The organism is Biformimicrobium ophioploci, assembly GCF_030270605.1.
Taxonomy (GTDB): domain Bacteria; phylum Pseudomonadota; class Gammaproteobacteria; order Pseudomonadales; family Cellvibrionaceae; genus Biformimicrobium; species Biformimicrobium ophioploci.
Window position 1 is genome coordinate 351,535 of the sequence record NZ_BSYJ01000001.1, and the last position, 18,072, is coordinate 369,606.

Annotated in this window: 14 protein-coding genes; 4 read left to right on the forward strand and 10 right to left on the reverse strand. The window is 61.4% G+C overall.

Annotated features, from left to right (window positions below; translation table 11 throughout):
- Positions 1–36: 36 nt before the first annotated feature.
- On the reverse strand, positions 37–2,724 hold the full coding sequence (locus tag QSJ80_RS01515; RefSeq protein WP_285762499.1) for a TonB-dependent receptor: 2,688 nt from the start codon (positions 2,722–2,724) through the stop codon (positions 37–39).
- Between the two features lie 648 nt (positions 2,725–3,372).
- Between QSJ80_RS01515 and QSJ80_RS01520 the strand changes: the two genes are divergently transcribed.
- Complete coding sequence (locus tag QSJ80_RS01520) at positions 3,373–4,581, forward strand: RtcB family protein (protein WP_285762500.1); 1,209 nt, start codon at positions 3,373–3,375, stop codon at positions 4,579–4,581.
- 48 nt (positions 4,582–4,629) lie between these two features.
- Entirely contained in the window at positions 4,630–5,628 is a 999-nt protein-coding gene (locus QSJ80_RS01525) for a hypothetical protein (RefSeq protein WP_285762501.1), read from the forward strand.
- Between the two features lie 337 nt (positions 5,629–5,965).
- Here the strand turns inward: QSJ80_RS01525 and QSJ80_RS01530 are convergent, their stop codons facing one another.
- Positions 5,966–6,862, reverse strand: coding sequence for a DUF533 domain-containing protein (locus QSJ80_RS01530; protein WP_285762502.1), 897 nt, complete (start codon positions 6,860–6,862; stop codon positions 5,966–5,968).
- A gap of 216 nt (positions 6,863–7,078) precedes the next feature.
- On the opposite strand from QSJ80_RS01530, the gene QSJ80_RS01535 reads away from it, so the two are divergent.
- Positions 7,079–7,855, forward strand: coding sequence for an OmpW/AlkL family protein (locus QSJ80_RS01535; RefSeq protein WP_285762503.1), 777 nt, complete (start codon positions 7,079–7,081; stop codon positions 7,853–7,855).
- A 54-nt stretch (positions 7,856–7,909) separates the two neighbouring features.
- Here QSJ80_RS01535 and QSJ80_RS01540 read toward each other — a convergent pair whose 3' ends face one another.
- The gene (locus tag QSJ80_RS01540) at positions 7,910–9,394 is read right to left on the reverse strand and encodes a succinylglutamate desuccinylase/aspartoacylase family protein (protein ID WP_285762504.1); all 1,485 of its coding nucleotides are present in this window, start codon (positions 9,392–9,394) and stop codon (positions 7,910–7,912) included.
- Between the two features lie 231 nt (positions 9,395–9,625).
- On the opposite strand from QSJ80_RS01540, the gene QSJ80_RS01545 reads away from it, so the two are divergent.
- A complete protein-coding gene (locus QSJ80_RS01545; protein ID WP_285762505.1) occupies positions 9,626–10,876 on the forward strand; it encodes an acyltransferase family protein in 1,251 nt (416 codons plus the stop codon).
- A 53-nt stretch (positions 10,877–10,929) separates the two neighbouring features.
- On the opposite strand, the gene QSJ80_RS01550 is transcribed toward QSJ80_RS01545, so the two are convergent.
- From QSJ80_RS01550 to QSJ80_RS01580, 7 genes are all read right to left on the reverse strand, one after another.
- Positions 10,930–12,561, reverse strand: a complete 1,632-nt coding sequence (locus tag QSJ80_RS01550; protein ID WP_285762506.1) for a M28 family metallopeptidase — start codon at positions 12,559–12,561, stop codon at positions 10,930–10,932.
- Between the two features lie 139 nt (positions 12,562–12,700).
- Complete coding sequence (locus tag QSJ80_RS01555; RefSeq protein ID WP_285762507.1) at positions 12,701–13,423, reverse strand: hypothetical protein; 723 nt, start codon at positions 13,421–13,423, stop codon at positions 12,701–12,703.
- Positions 13,423–14,184: a hypothetical protein gene (locus QSJ80_RS01560; RefSeq protein ID WP_285762508.1), complete on the reverse strand. Its 762-nt coding sequence runs from the start codon at positions 14,182–14,184 to the stop codon at positions 13,423–13,425. The genes QSJ80_RS01555 and QSJ80_RS01560 overlap by 1 nt, the downstream gene beginning before the upstream one ends.
- A 2-nt stretch (positions 14,185–14,186) precedes the next feature.
- A complete protein-coding gene (locus QSJ80_RS01565; RefSeq protein WP_285762509.1) occupies positions 14,187–14,807 on the reverse strand; it encodes a hypothetical protein in 621 nt (206 codons plus the stop codon).
- 5 nt (positions 14,808–14,812) lie between these two features.
- A complete protein-coding gene (locus QSJ80_RS01570; RefSeq protein WP_285762510.1) occupies positions 14,813–15,253 on the reverse strand; it encodes a hypothetical protein in 441 nt (146 codons plus the stop codon).
- A gap of 36 nt (positions 15,254–15,289) precedes the next feature.
- A complete protein-coding gene (locus tag QSJ80_RS01575) occupies positions 15,290–17,164 on the reverse strand; it encodes a c-type cytochrome (protein ID WP_285762511.1) in 1,875 nt (624 codons plus the stop codon).
- 156 nt (positions 17,165–17,320) lie between these two features.
- A complete protein-coding gene (locus QSJ80_RS01580) occupies positions 17,321–17,998 on the reverse strand; it encodes a thiol:disulfide interchange protein DsbA/DsbL (RefSeq protein ID WP_285762512.1) in 678 nt (225 codons plus the stop codon).
- Positions 17,999–18,072 lie beyond the last annotated feature (74 nt).

Sequence of the window (18,072 nt, forward strand, 5' to 3'; positions counted from 1 at the left end):
CTGGATCCGGTGCCCGAAGGCACCGGAAAAACAGCATCAGAACTTGACAGAAGCATTCGCAAACCAGCGGGTGCCACCATCATTGATCAGCTGGAACAGACCATCCCAGTTGTCCTGGGAGTTTTTGGTGCGATACAGCTCACCAGTCAGGTTCACGCCCTGCAGGCTGACAGTGATGTTCTCGGTCACTTCCGCAGAGAACGCTACGTCCAGGGAGGTGAACGCTTCAGTTTCGGAGGCAGTGCCGATACGGATGCCGTTGAAGAACTCACCACGGTGGTTCGCCATCAGACGCGCACTGTAACGATCGTTCTCCCAGTAACCGGTTACGTTCCACATATCCTCGGAGTTACCCGGCAGGTTCAGACCTGACTCACCCATGTTGTCGATGACTTCCGCATCGGTGAAGGTGTAGTTGGCACTGACACCGAAGCCGTAGGCCAGCTCGGTCTGCAGTTGCAGCTCGAGGCCCTGCAGCTTGGCTTCACCGCCGTTACGGGTACGGGATACCTCGATATCCGCATCGATCTCATTACCGGAGTTTTCCTCGATGATGCGCAGGTTCTCGATCTCTGAGAAGGAGAACAGGAAGGAATCGATATCCTTGCGGAAGTAGGTCGCACTCGCCAAGGCGCCGTCAGCGAAGTACCACTCAACACCCAGATCCAGCTGGGTAGCGATCCACGGATCCAGGTACGGGTTACCCGCAGAGCCGGTCAGGGTGGTGCTGTTGTAGCTGAAGGTGTTGCGCAGGTCCTGGTAGTTCGGCAGCGCCATAACACGCGCTGCGGCACCACGAATCAACAGGTCATCGTTGATTGCGTAGACCACGTTCAGGCTTGGCAGGATCTCGTTGTAGTCATTGGTGGTCGGGACGTTCAGAACGTCTTCACCGTTGGCCACCTGGTTCGCAATGGAAGTCAGGTCGTAGTCGACGTAACGGATACCGAAGTTACCGCTGAATTTGTCGTATTCGAACTCCGCCATGGCGTAGAGCGCCAGCTTTTCTTCTTCAATCTTGTAGAAGTCGCTGAGGCTTTCACGCTGCATGGTGTTGCCCGGTGTCAGGTCGCCAGACAGGCTGCGGATACCATCCAGGTCCAGGGTCGGCAGGCAGGTCAGGGTGTTTGCCTTTGCCGTTTCCTCATACTGGCCACAACCGGTGTCTACCGGCAGGTCAGCATAGGTCGCGCCGGAGGCGAGGCTCGCCGGAATCAGGGCATCGAAGCTGTACAGGTGACGCTCGTTGGTGTGATCCTGGTACTTGAGGCCAGTCTTCACGGAAGTAATGTAACCGGCATTATCCAGCGGCACGGTCAGGTCGAACTGCGCGTAGGTTTCCTCGTCGGAATCCATGATATGCGGGTTGTTCGGGCGGATCGACAGCGGGTAGCTGGCCGGGTTGGACGGATCGAAACCGTCGAACTCGACACCCAGCTTGTTGCCGGTCAGGTCGAGGGTCAGTACCTCATCACCGGTCAGGCTGGTTGCGCCGATGTTGGTGGAGTCGATGCGGCCGGAGTAACCGATCACGATGATATCGCCTTCCGCTTCGGTGTGACCGACTTGCACGTGCGCCTCGAACAGGTCGTGCGTGTAAGTGGCATCCAGGTCAAACGCCTGAGCTTCCGGGTTGGTGTTACGGAAGAAGGAATCCGGACCAAACCAGTAGTCATCGCCACCATCACCGGAAACATTGGCGAGGATAGAGTCGTGACGCAGAATGCCGTTACCAGCCGGGAACTGCTGGGAAGCGGTTACGTTGCTGATGTCGTTGGTACGGCCCGGAATTACCAGGTAGTTGGAGTTGACGTTGTCCGCAGACAGGTCGAAGTTCAGGTAGTTGGCAGTGATGTCCAGCCTTTCGGTCGGACGATACTGGGCAGTGAAGTTGTACGCGGTACGCTCACGCTGCTGCTGGAAAATCGCGTGGCCAGCACCCCAGGTGGCATTGGTGTATCCACCGTCCGGGTCTACGTTCTTGCTGCCAACGCCGGTGCCATAGTAGTTCTCCATGGCATCGTAGGTGGTGAAACGTTCCTGGTGGCTCGCGGTTACGAGGAAACCGATTTTCTCATCGTCGGACTTCCAGCTGTAGAGACCGGAGTAAGCCGGGTCCCAACGCTCTGCATTTTCGGAGTACTGGGACTCAAAAGACGCACGCATGGTGTTGGCGTCCAGATCCAGCGGCTTGGCGGTCTTGATGTTTACCACACCGCCAACAGATCCGTCTGGCAGGTCGGCACGCGGGGACTTGTAGACCTCAAGGGAGGATACCAGCTCGGCGGCCAGCATATCGGAACGGAAGCCACGAGTTGGACGGTAGCCTTCGAACCACTGCGCTGTGGAGATGGCCTGGCCGTTCAGGTAAGTCAGGCTCAGCGCCGGGTCCAGGCCACGGATGCTGACACCGTCGGCCTCGCCGAAGCGACGCTCGATACCAACGCCCGGGATACGCATCAGCGCATCACCGATGTTCTTGTCGGGGAACTTGCCGATATCTTCGGCAGTAATGCTGTCCATGACCATGGTCGCGTAACGCTTGGCGTCGATGGCCTTTTCCAGGGACGCCTTGAAGCCGACAACCTCGACTTCTTCAATTACGTCTACTTTCTTGTCTTTCTGCTGCTCTTCCTGAGCCATGGCGAGCGGCGCAGTTACGCCAGCGAGTGCCAGGGCAATACCGCTAGCCAGCATGTTTTTACGAAATACGTTCGATGACATAGCTTTTTCCGGTCTTATCGTTATGTAAGTGGTACAAGGGCGTCTGTGCACAAATGACATCGCTGTCATTTGCCGGAAAAAAAATAGCCACCGCATCCGTAGCACTTCAACGCACATTGTCAGTACCGCACAAATCCCCCTAAGACCAGGTAGCCCGTGTGTCTGCTGCCTTGGACCTGGAAAGTGGCGGTCTTTGGCATTTTGTATTTATTCGTAGCAGTTTTTTAGTAGGCCGGAGCAGCTTCCACAACAATTACTGCGGGATTGCGCCGAAATTGCACATGCGAGCAAGGATGATAGCCGCTGGGCAATAGCAGGAATCCAGCTTTTGGTTCGCGGCTGGCAGACAGCAAAGAAATTTCGCGCCAAAAAATTCCCGTATACATTGACTTCGATCGACCCCTGCATAAACTGCGAGCCAAGTTATCAATACCACCGGGCCTAGCCCATTCTTTGGAGAGATGAAATGCGTTTGACAGTTTTGGTAAACCGGTTTCTCTAGACGCCTTTCATGCGCCCACGCTTGAAAGGCAAGCACGCCTTTCAAGCCAGCAGCCCCAAGAGCCCTGGCTAACGCCGGGGCTTTTTCGTTTACGGCCTCCGTAAAGGCATCACTAATATTTAAGTGGAGTTATCCAGGGGTGGACTATGCCCGTAAAACTCATACTCAATAAAAATGCAGACGCAGGGTCTGTGCCGGTCAAGATTTTTACTGACCAGGTTGAACAGGCTGCGCTGCAGCAGCTGAAGAATATTGCCAGCCTGCCGATCATTTACTCGCATGTGGCAGCCATGCCGGACGTGCATCTTGGCAAGGGTGCCACCGTCGGCTCGGTCATTCCGACGCTGGACGCCATCATTCCGGCAGCAGTGGGCGTGGATATCGGCTGCGGCATGAACGCGGTGCGCACCTCGCTGAATGCGAGCCAGCTGCCCGATAACCTGAAGCCACTGCGGAATGACATTGAAGCGCACGTGCCCGTCGGTTTCGGCAGGCACAAGATGATCAACGCGCGCGATACGGCCTGCAAGACACTAGCGCCTGGCGCGAACCGCCTGTTCGAGCAGCATCCGCAGCTACTAAAGATGCTGAAGCGACCACAGGAAACCTGGGTGACCCAGGTCGGTACCCTGGGCGGTGGTAACCACTTTATCGAGATCTGCCTCGATGAAAGCGATGCGATATGGATCATGCTGCACTCAGGCAGTCGCGGCATCGGCAACGCCATCGGCCAGTATTTTATCCGCCTGGCGCAGCGGGATATGGGCGGGCACCTGCACCAGTTACCGGACAGGAACCTCGCGTATTTCCGTGAAGGCAATCCGAACTTCGATGCCTATATCGAGGCGGTGAGCTGGGCGCAGGAATATGCGCGGGTGAATCGGCAGGAAATGATGAAGCTGGTGGTGAACTGCCTGAAACGACAGCTGCCAGCATTCACATTGACCGGCGAGGCGATCAACTGTCATCACAATTATGTGGTGCGGGAAAAGCACTTCAACCGCGATGTGTTCGTAACCCGCAAGGGCGCGATTGCTGCAAATGTGGATCAGCTGGGCATCATTCCCGGCTCCATGGGGACGCGCTCTTACATCGTCCGCGGCACCGGCAATGCCGAGTCTTTCTGTTCCTGTGCGCACGGTGCGGGCCGGCGCATGAGTCGCAGTGAGGCGAAGCGCCGCTTCAAGCGGCGCGACCTGGAAGAGCAGACTCGGGGCGTGCAGTGTCGCAAGGACAAGGGTGTGATCGATGAGATACCGGCAGCCTATAAGGATATCGACGAAGTCATGCAAAACCAGAGCGACCTGGTAGATGTGGTGCACACGCTGCGCCAGGTCATCTGTGTAAAAGGGTAATGGAATTCAAATACAGGGAGGATCCACGAATGACCGTGGACAACAGATATGGATATCGAACTGGCAAGGGAGATCATGGAGTGCCTCCCCAAAGAGCGCACCAAGTACTACTACTTTAAGGATATGTATGCGCTGCAGTTGCTGAAGTGGCATTGCAGCGGCGGGCGTAGTGTGCGCGAGTTAAAGCAGGGTGCATACGGCAAGCTGCTGCAGAAGCCGCTGGTACGGGATGCGCTGCGCTGTATCGGTAACGGCATGGTATTTCCGGAATTGCTGCACGATTACTGGCCGGACGAGATTGACGCTTACACACTGAGCCTCGGCTTGTGGGGCTCAGACCGTAAGCGCAGGGGTAGAAGCAATTATCACCAGACATCCCGTACCGGATACAACCTGGTGCTACAACTGAACTTCTGTAATCAACACGACCTGGAATACCAGCGCCTTCTTGGCAATCCGGCATACGACCCATTCGTGATGTGCTGTCACCCGGTTAGTCGCGCGCGCAACACCATGGCATGGGCGCGGATCGATCTGGATCTAGAGACGGGGGTCGCACTGATTGAAGAAATTCAGAATGACTGGTTACGAGAAGTAGAGTGGTCTGTACAGGAAGCGCGTTCCTATCTGGAAAAGCAAAAACGCAATGAGGACTCCATGTCCTGGTACGAAGATTTTTCGCCGGAAGCGACCCTCAAATATTTCGAGACCGCAATCAGGCAGTATCAAAGCACTTGGGCGGAAACTATGTTGTCGGCAGCGCTGTTTTTCCTGGTAGAGGAGATCGGCATTGAGCAGGTTTTCTACCACAGCTGGAAAACGGGTCGAGCTGTGAAGAAATGCAGCCCTCCAAAATCCATTTACAGCAAATTGCCGGAGAAATTCTGCTTTAACAAAACTGCCACCGGGCCGGCATTCCTCTACGAGGACAAGTCCTCCCGGCGCAAGATGAAAAAAATTCAGGATCAGCAGTGGTATCTGCTCGACCTGTCAAACAAGGAAAGGTGTTATGAAGAACAACAAACCGCGCAACCATGTTGCGCTTAATCCCCTGCTACGCAAGGGCGGGCCGCATACCCGGCCCCGATCGGGTGAGCGTCAGCGCGCACGCCAGCAGGTACGTCGCGACCTGATACATTTCGGCAGGTAAAAAAAGCCCGGCCATTGGCCGGGCTTAAGAAGCGATGATGAGAGATGCTAATCGGAACTACCCGGTGAGAGCCGGGTAAAACCGTACGCACCAGATACAGAGCAATTGCCGTGCCAACTTTGACAGGGTCCATTGGCAAGAGTTCATCGCCAGAAGCCCTTCCCCTGCACGGCAGAGGTGCATTTGCCGTATTGTCCGCGCGATCGTGGTGCGCGCAGGCAACAATATCCGCGTTTATACCCGCATTGCGTTTTTCTGCTGCTCGATCATCCGGGCGGCAACATCCGATATACCCAGTTTTGCCGCCAGCTGGTCCATATACTGCTTCTCGCGCGGGTTGTCCTCGTCGATGGTCATGGCGGAAACCATATAGACATTGAACGCCGTGCTCGGATCCTGGATGCGGGAAACCATCTGGTCGACGTCGACCGGGGACGTAAGCAGGCGCTTGAGCTCGGCCAGGTCCCCGGAATCCAGCTGCCCCTGCAGGGCGCCCATAATGTTCTGCTGCTCCGCCTCGTCGATACTGCCATCCGCCTGGGCTGCTGCGACCATTGCAGTCAGCATCACATCTGCCTTCTCTTCTTCCGCTGCGGCATTAGTCGGCTGGGCGGGCTGTGATTTGGCGGGGTCCGGCCAGATATCGGGCTTTGACTGCTGCCCCAGCGGCCCCTGCTGGCCAAATTTGCCTGCTGCGCCGCCAAACACCTGCCCAAGAATGTCCTGCAGGTTGCCGCCCTGCACGACTTTGACATTGCCCTGCTTCTGCGCCTGCTCAAAGATCCTGCGGGCGAGGTCGAACAGCGCCCCGGCACCGCCCGCTGCAGCCGCCGGGCCCGCCCCACCCGGGAAGCCGCCGCTCGCGCCACCGGGTGCCGCACCCGGCTTGACGCTGCCCCCGAATACATCGCCGGCAGGTGTACTGCCGGCCGCGGGACCCGCGCCGCCTGGCGCGCCAATTTTCGCAAAGATGTCCTCCAGGCTCGGCCCCGCAGGGCCCTCACCCGTGGGGCCGGGCACCTGCGAAAAGTCCGGTGTGTCGCCCTGCGGCACCTGCTGTTGGCGCTTTTTCTTGTTCAGAAGTGAAATACCGGCGCCAAGCAGCGCGCCGAGCAACAGTTTCTTGTTCATGGCTGAGAATCCGTTTGTCTGGTCAGGAATGGTTGAAGCCCTGCTATTTAATCTAGCCCAAGCGAACGGACGTGCCGGTTCTTCCCGGCAGCGCGGGTGACGCTCAAATCCTTCCATAATTTCGCATTTTTCAAGTACGCTTTTTCTAATCTTTCCTACCTCGCAGGAACAACTACACTGACTTTGCACGTTTGTATGCCTAAAAGGAGTCGTGGCATGAAAAGCCTTCCCACCCTGGCCTGCGGGTTATTGCTAGGCGCGTCTATCAGCCTTCCGGCGCTGGCCGATTACGAGCGCGAGACCATTGTCCTGCGTGCCGGTATAGGCCACGTCGATCCCTATTCCGAATCAGGAAATGTCTCTCTGGATGACCTGAGGCTGGAGGGAACTTCCATCGATGTGGATACCGGCACCAGCCTGTCCCTGACGGGAAGCTTTTTCTTCAACGAGCACTTTGCGGTGGGGCTGTTGGCGGCCTGGCCCTTCGAGCACGACCTGAAGGTGGAAGGCCTGCCGGATCTGGTCGGTGACAATGACTTTGAGTCGTTTGGCAGTGTCGACCTTGGCACCATCGACCACCTGCCGCCGACCGTGACCCTGCAGTGGTTTCCGCGTTGCTCCTGGGACTGGATCCAGCCCTACGTGGGCATCGGCCTGAACTACACCACCTTCTTTGACGAAGACCTTAGCGACGTCACCGAAAGTTACCTGGAAACCCATCTGGGCGCGGTGACGCGCGGCAGCCTGGAGCTGGACGACTCCTGGGGCGCGGCCGGTGAACTGGGTGTGGACTTCCTGTTTGGGGATGAAAAGGAGTGGTTGGTCAACTTCTCCGTGTGGGCCATCGACATCGACAGCGATGCCACCATCACCTATGACACGGAAGAAAGTACCGGCAGCAACGGCGAGGTGGTCCGTGTGAGCAACAAGCTTGCAGTCGATGTTGAGATCGATCCCTGGGTGTACTCCATCGGGATTGGCTACCGTTTCTAGGTTTGCCCCCGGCGCCGGCTTCGTGGCCGGCGCTGAGCAATCCTGAAGCCGGGCTCAACCGTCCTCAAACGCGTCGTCCCCGGAATCGGGGGCGTCCGGCTGTTCATCGGAAGGTACCTCGGTATCCGGCAGCGGTTCCGCTGCCGGTGATACCTGCCCGGAGGCATTGGAGTCGGCGGCAGCAGCCGGTGCCGGCACTTTCTCTTCCGGTGCACGGATACCTATGTGGTAGGCCGCAAAGCCCGGCTGCACAAACTGGTTCAGCGCCATACCAAGCACCCGGCCGTCGTAGGCCGAATGGATTTCCGTGCGCACATTGGTGATCGGGTTGGTAATGGTGCCAAGCAGGTCACCCTTGGACACGCTTTCCCCCAGTGCCACCTCACTGAAAATCACCCCGCCCATGGGCGCGCGCTGCCAGGTCGAGGTGTAGTAGACCGGCTCCGGATCCCCCCACAGGCGGAACTTGCTCACCATCTCCATGTGATTCAGCAGGGTCTGGATCGCCTTGGAGCTGTGCTCCACGGATGTTTCATCCAGCAGCATCGAGGCGCCGGCCTCGAGCGTTACCGCCGGAATCCCCTGGTTTACAGCAGCCCGCCGCAGGGTGCCCTCCGCGCCCTCGCTGTGCAGGACCACAGTGGCGCCAAAGCCCTTGGTCAGGGCCACTACCCCGGGGTTGGTCAGGTCGGCACGCAGCTGTGGCAGGTTGGTGCGGTAGTAGGAGCCGGTGTGCAGATCCACCAGGGCATCACAGTGGCTGATTACCTCGTGGAAAAACGAATGTGCGATCCGTGACGCCGAGCTGCCATCGGGGTCGCCCGGAAAAAAGCGATTGAGGTCGCGCCGGTCACTCAGGTAGCGCGAATGCCGGTGAAAGCCCTGCAGGTTGACGATTGGCACCCCCACCACTGTGCCGGCCAGTTTGTTCGGGTCGAGGTTGTACAGAACCCTCCGCACCGTCTCAATGCCATTCAATTCATCCCCGTGGATCGCCGCCGTCAGGCAGAGTACCGGCCCAGGCTTCTTGCCGTGCACCACCAGCACCGGGGTGGCCGCGTATATCCCCTCGAACGACTGGCTCGGTGCCCAGGCCAGACGCGTGGAGGTGGCGGGCGGCACTTCCCGGCCCAATAGTACGAAAGGCTGCGCGCCGACCAGATCATCCGGCGTGGCTTCCACAGCCGGTGCAGCGTCGGCGGTCGTGCCGTCCGGTGCCACCAGCTCTGCACCCTGGATCGGCTCCTGCAGGTCGATATTCTGCGCTTTCGGCAGGCCCTCGGTAGTGCCCTTCTGCGCCTGCGTCTGTGCTTTGGCCCCGGCCTGGGCGGGGGTCGCCGGCTGCTCCGCAGCTTCTTCTGATTGCGGCTTTGGCGCCTCCTGCGATTGCGCCTGTGCTTTGGCCCCGGCTTGGGTTTTAGCGTTGGCCTCGGTGGCAGGCGTCTGCCCGGCAGCAGCGGAGGGGTTACCGGCATGGCCCGCGCTGGTGGCGAGCAGCAACGTCAGGGAGACAAGACAGGATGAAACTCTGGAAGGCAAGACAAGGCTCCGCAATGGTAAGGCTGTTCTATAGAGCGCGGAGCGGGAAATAAATTCCCGCCGCGGCGCCAATACTAGCGGCTTCTTCTCCACGCCGCATCGACTGCCCTGGCGGATTCCCGCCCGGTCTGCCGGATTCAGGAATCGGCGGCCTGCAAAGCTGGCCAAAACCCTGCCGCTGCGTGACCATGGCAGCAAGCCGTGTGAAAGTCACCCTGCCCGGAGCAAATCGTGAACCAGTCCCATGCACCAGCCCTTCCTCCAATCGGGACAGAGAATGCCCCGGCCCGGCGCTATGACCTGGACTGGCTGCGCATACTCGCGTTTGCACTGCTGATCCTGTACCACCTCGGCATGCTCTACGTGGCCGACTGGGAGTTCCACCTCAAGAGCAGCCACCTGAGCGAACCGCTGAAATGGCTGATGCTGTTTTCCAGCGAGTGGCGCCTGCCACTGCTGTTCTTTGTCTCCGGTATCGCTTCGCGCCTGGCACTGCGCCGGGTCCCGCTCGGTCGCTTTACCGGTCTGCGCAGCCTGCGCCTGCTGTTGCCGCTGCTGCTGTGCAGTTATCTGGTGGTATCGCCACAGCTGTTTTTCCAGCTGAAGGCCGACCACGGCTACCCGCACGGATTCGGCACCTTCCTGTGGCAGTACCTGCAACCACTGCACCCGGAACTGACCCGGGGCGTGTTCAACGGGCTGATCAACCCCACCTGGAACCACCTGTGGTTCCTCGCCTACCTGTGGGCCTACTCGATGGCACTGGTGGCATTGCTGCCCCTGCTCGGATGGCTGACGCGTAGCCGCGTGGGGCGCGCCGTCCGCGAGCTGCTGAACAGGCCGCTGTCGCTGGTGCTGCTGCCCGCGCTGCCACTGGCACTGGGGTTCCTGCTGCTGAGCGAGCACTTCGCCACGACCCGTGCGCTGGTGGACGACTGGAACATGCACAGCCTGTACTTCACAGTGTTCCTGTACGGTTACTGGCTGGGGGATGCGGAAAGGCCCTGGGCCAGCATCCGTCGCCGCCGCCGCAGCCTGCTGCTCCTGGGCATGGCCGGTTACGCGCTGGTGAGCGCTCACTATCTGGCCGGCATGGCGCTGCCCAGAGTGATAGAGGCGCTAGTGGTCCACCTGAACATCTGGCTGTGGCTGCTGGCGCTGAGTGGCTATGCGGCGAAATACCTGAACTTTGACCACCCACTGCGCCGTTATTGCAACCGCGCCATCCTGCCCTGGTACATATTGCACCAGACGCTGATGATCGCCGCGGCTTACTGGCTGGTCCGCCAGGGGCTGGGACCGGTGCTGGAAGCGGTAGTGATCGGGGTGATAACGGTTGCGGGATGCTGGGCCGGGTATGCGGTCATCCGCCGCTACCGGCCGCTGCGACTGGTGTTCGGCCTGCCGCTGGCGGAACGCGAACGGGTCGCCGGCCAGGACGATGGACCACTGGAAGCCGCCGCGGGCGGCATGCAGTCCTAGGCAGGACGGCAGGCGCGGGCAGGCAGACCGCCCGCGCCAACCGTGGGGCGGGCCTAGCCGCCGAACAGGTCACCGAAGAAATTGCCCTGGTTCCAGCGCTGGCGCTCCTCGGTATTGGCTACCTCGCGCCCAATCTCGTAGTTCACCTCAGTGAACTTCTTCGCCGCCAGGTAGTTGATCGGCAGGTCAATCTGGTCGCTCGGGCGGTGGTAATCCGTCTTCAGGAAGTTGGTGAACACCTCACCGCCGTCGATATCCGGGTCGGCGGACTCAAAGCCCACCACCAGGAATACCGACGGCACACCCTGGCGCACGAAGCTGTAATGGTCGGAGCGGGTAAACAGGCCCTGCTCCGGCATCGGGTCCGGGCTCAGCTTGATACCGGCATTGGCCGCAGCCCGGGCCACGGTCTCGCCAAGGCTGGAATGCTCGGCACCAAACGCAATCACGTCATTGAACGGGTACAGCACCAGCGGCATGTCCAGGTTGATGTTCGCCACCATCTTGTCGCCCGGCACGGTCGGATACTGTGCAAAGTAGTCAGAGCCCAGCAGGCCGCGCTCTTCACCGGTCACCGCCACGAACAGGATCGAGCGGCGCGGGCGCTCGCCCTCGGCGAACATGCGTGCCGTCTCCAGCATGATCGCCACACCAGTGGCGTTATCGAGTGCGCCGTTGTTGATATGGTCGGCGCCTTCCTCGGCGTGCGCATCCAGCCCGATATGGTCCAGGTGTGCCGAAAACACAACGAATTCATCCTTCAGCTGTGGGTCGCTGCCCGGCAGCATCGCCACCACATTGGGGCTGGTGATCTGCTCGTGCTGGCTGTGGTTGCTGAGGCTGGCACGCACCGCCAGGTCAAAGCCCTGCAGTTTCTCGCCTTTCTCTACCGCCTCGAATACCTGCGCAAGCTGCTGCGGTGCACCGGCAAACAGCTTCTCGGCAGCGCCGATATCCAGGTAAATGCCCGGATGCACACCCGGCACTGTGTCGGAGGGCACCCCATCCTTGCCGACCCAGCGCAGGTTCGGGCGCTCGGCATACTTGGCGGAACGTTCGAACGGACGGCGCTTCTCCGCCTGCGGCGTGTGCACGGAAATCATGCCGACTGCCCCCCGCGCGGCGGCGGTCTGCAGCTTGGTGCGTCCGGAACGGTAATGTGCACCCTCTTCCGTCGGCAGGCTGGCGTGGCGGCCAGACAGCACCACCACGATCTTGCCGTCTACTTCCAGGCCTTCGTAGTCATTGATGCCAAAGCGCGGTGCGTCGATGCCATAGCCCGCAAACACCATCTCTGCGGTTACCGCGGAAGCCTGCTGGGCCTGACCGGCGCCGGCGAGGAAGTCCTCACCGAATGCCAGTTCGATATCGTCATCGGCGGTATGCAGCACCGCGGTGGGCTTCTGTTCTGTGTGGCTGGCGCGACGGAACGGCACCGTCTGCTTGAAGCCATCCTCGCCGGCGGGCTGCAGGCCGATTTCCCTGAATTGCGCGGCAACGTAATCCGCCGCCTGTTCATAGCCCTCGCTGCCGGTATCACGGCCCTGCAGCTCGTCGCTGGCCAGGTAGGTTACATGGGCGCGGATGGTATCCGGGTCGGCAGTGGGTACTGCGACAGTTGAAACTGGCTCGGTACTGCACGCGGCGAGCAGCGCAGCAGCCAGCAGGCTGATGGTCTTTTTCATGTTCTGGTTCCGGTTGGCGGCCTGGCCGCGGCAAATAACGCGCCATTTATACCGGAAACTGCCCATTATTTCAGCAGCTGCAGACTCGCTTCGGAGTGCCCGGCGGGCGTCTGGTCGAAAATGTGGTGCAAGGAGGGAATCAACCAAACAGCCGCTGTACCGCGCGGCCGAGGCGCTGGTGCGCATCGTGCCGACACAGGCTGCCGTGCGCGCCCAGGTGATGGCAGAAATCCAGCGCCAGCAAGCGCTCGAAATCCTCCGCAAGATACCCTTGTGGCTGGCCGCGGGGGCACATATAGCGCCGCCACGGCAGGCTGACCTGCATACCGCTGCGGAACCCCATCAGTGCCAGCAGCAACCGCCCGCGCCAGTTACACCGGTGCCAGTCACCCCAGTACTGCACCGCATCGCAGGTGAGCAACAGGCCGCCTCCCAGCGGCAGCCACAATGCGGCTTCAGGGCGCCGCGCGTTGCGAAACTCGAAAACCCGCGCACCACTGAATGGCACCGGGCCATCTTCCTGAAGCGGCTGGTCCAGTGGGGGCGCCGGGTAGCGGGCCGAGCCCTGCTGGCACCAGAAAGAGGCGTGGTATTGATCGCGGTAGTAGAGGTCGTCGCGCCCGTGGAAGTAGCCGAGCCGCACCAGGTGACGGATCCGCCCGAGCTTGGCCAGGCGCTCTTCAGCGGCGGGTTTCAGGCGCACCGGATTGACCAGGGTGAGGTCGTCGCCTTCGCGCAGTACCGCCATATTGCGACTGATGCGGGCACCGCCGGGCATGCGAATACTGCCCTGCACCCAGAAAAATCCGGGCATCTCGGCCTTGAGGGCGCCGTGTCGACACGGTAGCGGGTAGTTGATCATCAGGCGCCAGCCTGGAACCTCTTCGCTTCGAGGCGTTCACCGGTGTGCAGCAGGCGCCGGCACCGCCGCAGCGCGCGGCGCGCGTCGTCGAGCCGCGCCAGCACATCCAGCTGGAAGGCCTGCAGGATCATCAGTCCGATAAATTCGCCTAACTGCAGCGAACCTGCCGTGATCATGCGCTGTGAATAGACCACCAGCGCCAGCACCACCAGCAGTGGCAGCAGGCGCTGCAGTGCCCGGCGCACCCAGGGGCGGGCGAACAGCTGCAGGCCGGCGACCAGCACCAGCAACAGGAGCTGGGCCATGCCGAATACCGGCATCAGCCACCAGGCCACCGCCACCCAGATCAGGGTAAAAGGCAGCTCCAGCCAGGTCATCAGCTGCGAAAGGGAAAAACGCACCAGCTGGCGCCGGATTGCGTGATTCATCAGGCCGATGCAATGCAGGTTGCTATGCAGGCGACGCCGGAAGTGGGCCTCATCCTCGGCCAGACTGGCAGCCTGCAGGCGACGCAGCGAGAAGTAGGCAAGGAGTAGCAGCGCCGACAACGCAGAAAGGAGGCCCGCATAAGGCTCCGTAGGCCCGCTGCAGGCGACTGCCACCATCAGCGCAACCGCAGGCGGCATGGAGTAGATCAGCAGGTTGCCGGCAGTCGCCAGGCAGGTGTTATGGCGCACTCCCCACCAGGCATCCCAGAACCAGTGCCAGCCGGGCCGCGTCGCGGCCACCGCTTCCTGTGCCAATTCCCTCTGGCGATCCACCGCTATTCCTCCGGCTGCTTTTCCGTGGGATATCCCTGCTGCTGTTCCTTCAGCAACAGTTCCTCGACCATGATTTCGAGGGCGCTCTCTAGCTCAGCATCGGGTAGCAGCGGGCACGGCTGCCCCCCCTGGGGGTTGATCCAGTCGTGCAGGCGCCCGACAAACACGATGCGGGACTTGTGCAGGGTGTTGTCACCGATGCTGGCTTCGGTCCAGGTGGTCTGCCACACATTGCGGCTCTCCACCTTGTAGTCGCTCTCGTAGGACTTGAGTGTCAGGAAATAGGGGTAGACCTTGCCGCGCCGGCAAACCAGGCGCCGGCCCGTCTTGATATTGGCCATGCCGGTGTATGGATCGTAGTACCAGGAGACGTCGTACCCGTATGAGAATGCCGGCTGGCCACCCTGCTCCCTGGTAAAAGCATAGACGCGTCCGCTGCCGTCTTCGTTCAGACTCCAGACATGGCGCGCACTTCCGTCTCTGGCGATGAGCCAGCTGCCATGCCAGTCCGAAATCGTGAACCGGCTCTTGAATCCACCGAAGTTTTCAGTGCCGGCAATGGCGGTATCCGGCACCAGTAGCAGCCCGGATACCAGAAACAACAGGCAGGCCAGGCGTACCACGATGCTTACCCCGGTCCATCGCAGGGCGCCGGTGGCGATGCCGGCGGCAGGCGCCGCAGGAATTGCACCAGGTGGTTTGCCCCGAGTGCGCGCGGACGCCACTGCGCCGGCCCCAGCACCTGGTAGCGAATCTCAACGGGAGTGGCGGCAAAAGCCTGCAGGTGGCCGCCCTCACAGGCGAGGCGGTTGGCGGTGCGGACATGGATATCGCCGCCGGGTTGCAGGTCCCAGTAAAACTCGAAACCGTAGGCGAATTTACCGTTACCGCTGTCGTAGGCGTAGGTACGACCACTGCCATCGGCGGACAGGCTCCAGACATACTCCTCGCCGGCAATACGAACCTGCCAGCTACCCTGCCAGTGGGCCCCTTCCGGGGCCGCGATGGCGGCACTCGCCGCCGCTACCGCTACAACCATCGACAGGGCCACAGACCTCAAGGGCGGCATGGCGCGTCCTTCTCGTGGCTTTCCCTCGATAAAAGCCTAGCAGCGGCTGGCGCGACGCGGCGGTCTCCGCCAGCTGAACGCAACACCAGCCAGCAACAGCGCCATCAGCAACTGCGCGCCGATGCCCTCGAACGTCGGGTAGACCCCCAGCGACGGCAGTTCTACCAGCCCAATACCATGGGATGGGATCCAGCCCGCTGCCTGCCAGGCCTTGATCCAGTGCCCAGTGAAGATAACCGCCAACAGCAATACCGCCACATTGTGCCAGCGCACCATACGCGCCACGGAGCTGCGTCGCTGCTTGTGTACGGCATACCAGAGCAGGCCAATCAGGGTCGCCAGGGCAAACAACAGGCCGGCGACAATATAGTTGCGGCCACCGCCAGCGGATATCTGCCAGTAGTCCTCCACCAGCAGCCGGATCACGAGGACTTCATGGAAGAACACCAGGAATACCGCGGCACAGGTCAGGCGCACCCGCATTCGGGATTTTGGCAGTACCTGCGGCGGCATCTGCTGGCGCAACCGCCACAGGATCAGCCACAGGCCCGAGCCGAGGAACATCAACAGGAGCAACAGCGATATGGAACCGCGCAATGCGGCCCGGCCGGTGCTGCCGGGCGGCAGGCTCTCCCCCAGCAGCGCACCGGCAACCAGGCCGGCCACCAGTGCGGCGCCAAATAGCCCGAGCAGCAGCTTCACCTGGGAGTGCGACGGGGTGCCAGCCACGGCCTGCAGTGCCAGGGCCAGCAGCACCAGCTCCAGGCCGAGGCGCAGGATCAGGCGCAGCGTTGCCACGGTTGCAGTCGGGCCGGTGATGCCGGAATGGTAGCTCTCGGCCAGTGGGCGGATTTCCTGCAGGTCGGCGCGCAGGTTGTTAATCGCCTCCAGGGTCTCCAGCCGGCTGGCGTCCGCCGCCACGACCTGCCGCAGCTTGCGCCAGTCTTCATCGATGCGCGCCGCCACCGAGGGCACGCGACGGCGCATTTCTTCCGCCACCGGCAGGTAACCCTGGCCGTAGGCGGCGAGCAGGCGCCGGTATGCGCGCTCGGGCTCACCCTGCTGCAGCGCTTCGGCGGCCATCGCCAGCAGCCCATTGGCTTTCTGCAGCGGGTCCTGCAGGTGCGCAATCTTGTCCGGATTTCCCCGCCACCAGATCAGTGCGCTGGCAGCCTCCGGCGGCAGATCCACCGGGCGCGTGGTGGCAATACCCGGCAGGATCACCAGCTCCGGCCAGGATTGCGCGGCGCTGGCGGCGGGCAACGGGGTGCGATTGGCCAGCAGGCGCGCGCTGTAGACCGCGACTGCCCAGCGATCCGCACTGGTGATACCGCGACCTCCGAATCGCTGGTGGGCGCCGGGCACCCCCAGTTCCAGCAGGTTGTAGATATCGTAGAGGCTGAAATTTGCCATGCGTACCGGGTCCGCCAGGGAAGGTACCGGTGGTTGTGCCTGCGAGTCACCGCGGCCGTCGAGACCGTGGCAGCCCGCACAGTAGCGATTGAAATGGCGGCGCCCCCGGGCCGGCGATGGCAGCGCGGCCGGCGCCCGCGGCAACCGGTATATCGCTGCGATGCGGTCGCTGATGATGCCGGCACGCTCCTGTACCTCAGTGGCCGGTGCACGCCGCGCAACCGCCTGCTGGAGCTGCTGCACCTGACGATTGATGGCACTGCGCCCGGGGCGGTCCTCGAGCAGGGAAAGGCCGCGGGAGACCGCCTGCAGCTGCAACAGCTGCTCGCGGTGCCTGACCTGGTCGAGCACCCGGCCATCCTCGACCACATCGGGATAATCGGCACCGATAAACGACAGGATGCCGATGGTGCGTGCAGCTACCTCGCTGTCGCCGGCATGGGCTTGCAGGCTGGCAATCAGGCCAATGGTCAGCAGGAAGAGTCGCGCCGCGGGCACCGTGGATACCGTTCCAAACAGGGACTTAGGGATCAGTCTAGTGGCGCCTGCAGGGGATGCGCGGGATGCAAGGGACGCGAAAGGAGATCCGGGAGCTTCCGGAGGGAACTGCGGCGGCCAGGTGGCCGCCGCGGGGTCGGGCAGAAGGCCCGGGAATCAGCCGTTTTTGTCGGCCCTTTCCTTCTCGATCAGGTACTCGGCCACACGCAGCATGGCCTGCTGGCCACCCGGCTTGCCCTTGAAGCCCGGCATGGATGCGCTGATGCGGTATTTGCCGGCAACGACCAGCTCCGGTGTGCCGGTGATGGCGTAGGCGCGCTGCTTGGCCTGGCCCTGGCGCACCTGGCTGGTGATACCGAAGGAATTCAGCATTTTCACGGCCTTGGCGCCGTCAGCGCCATGCGCGTTGAACAGGTCCTCGATGGCCTTGGTGTCCGGAGTCCAGTTGCGACCGTTGCGGATTGCCAGGGTCTTGCGTTCCTGGGTGATGGCGTTGAACAGTGGCTGGTGCATCTTGTCCAGCACGCCCATGGCCTTGGCGATGTAGTAAAGGCGCGCGTGCACCTCCATCACCGGCTGCCAGACGGCCGGGGTCTTGACCACGTCGACATCCGCCGGCAGTTTCGCACTCCAGCCGTTGAACACCGGCTCGAAGGTGTAGCAGTGGCCACAGCCATACCAGAACACCTCGTTGATCTCGATTTTGCTGGCATTGGCCTGCGGTACCGCACGCGGCAGTACCTGGTAATGCTCGCCGGCCTTGAACTGGCTTGAGTCCTGGGCGCAGGCCGCCAGGCTCAGGATCATGGAGAACAGGGCTACAACAGCTCTCATTGGGCTAATTCCTCTCGATTATTCTGTTAGCGGGCGAAATGGATTCCAGCCCGCCCTCTATAGACAGCGGCCAT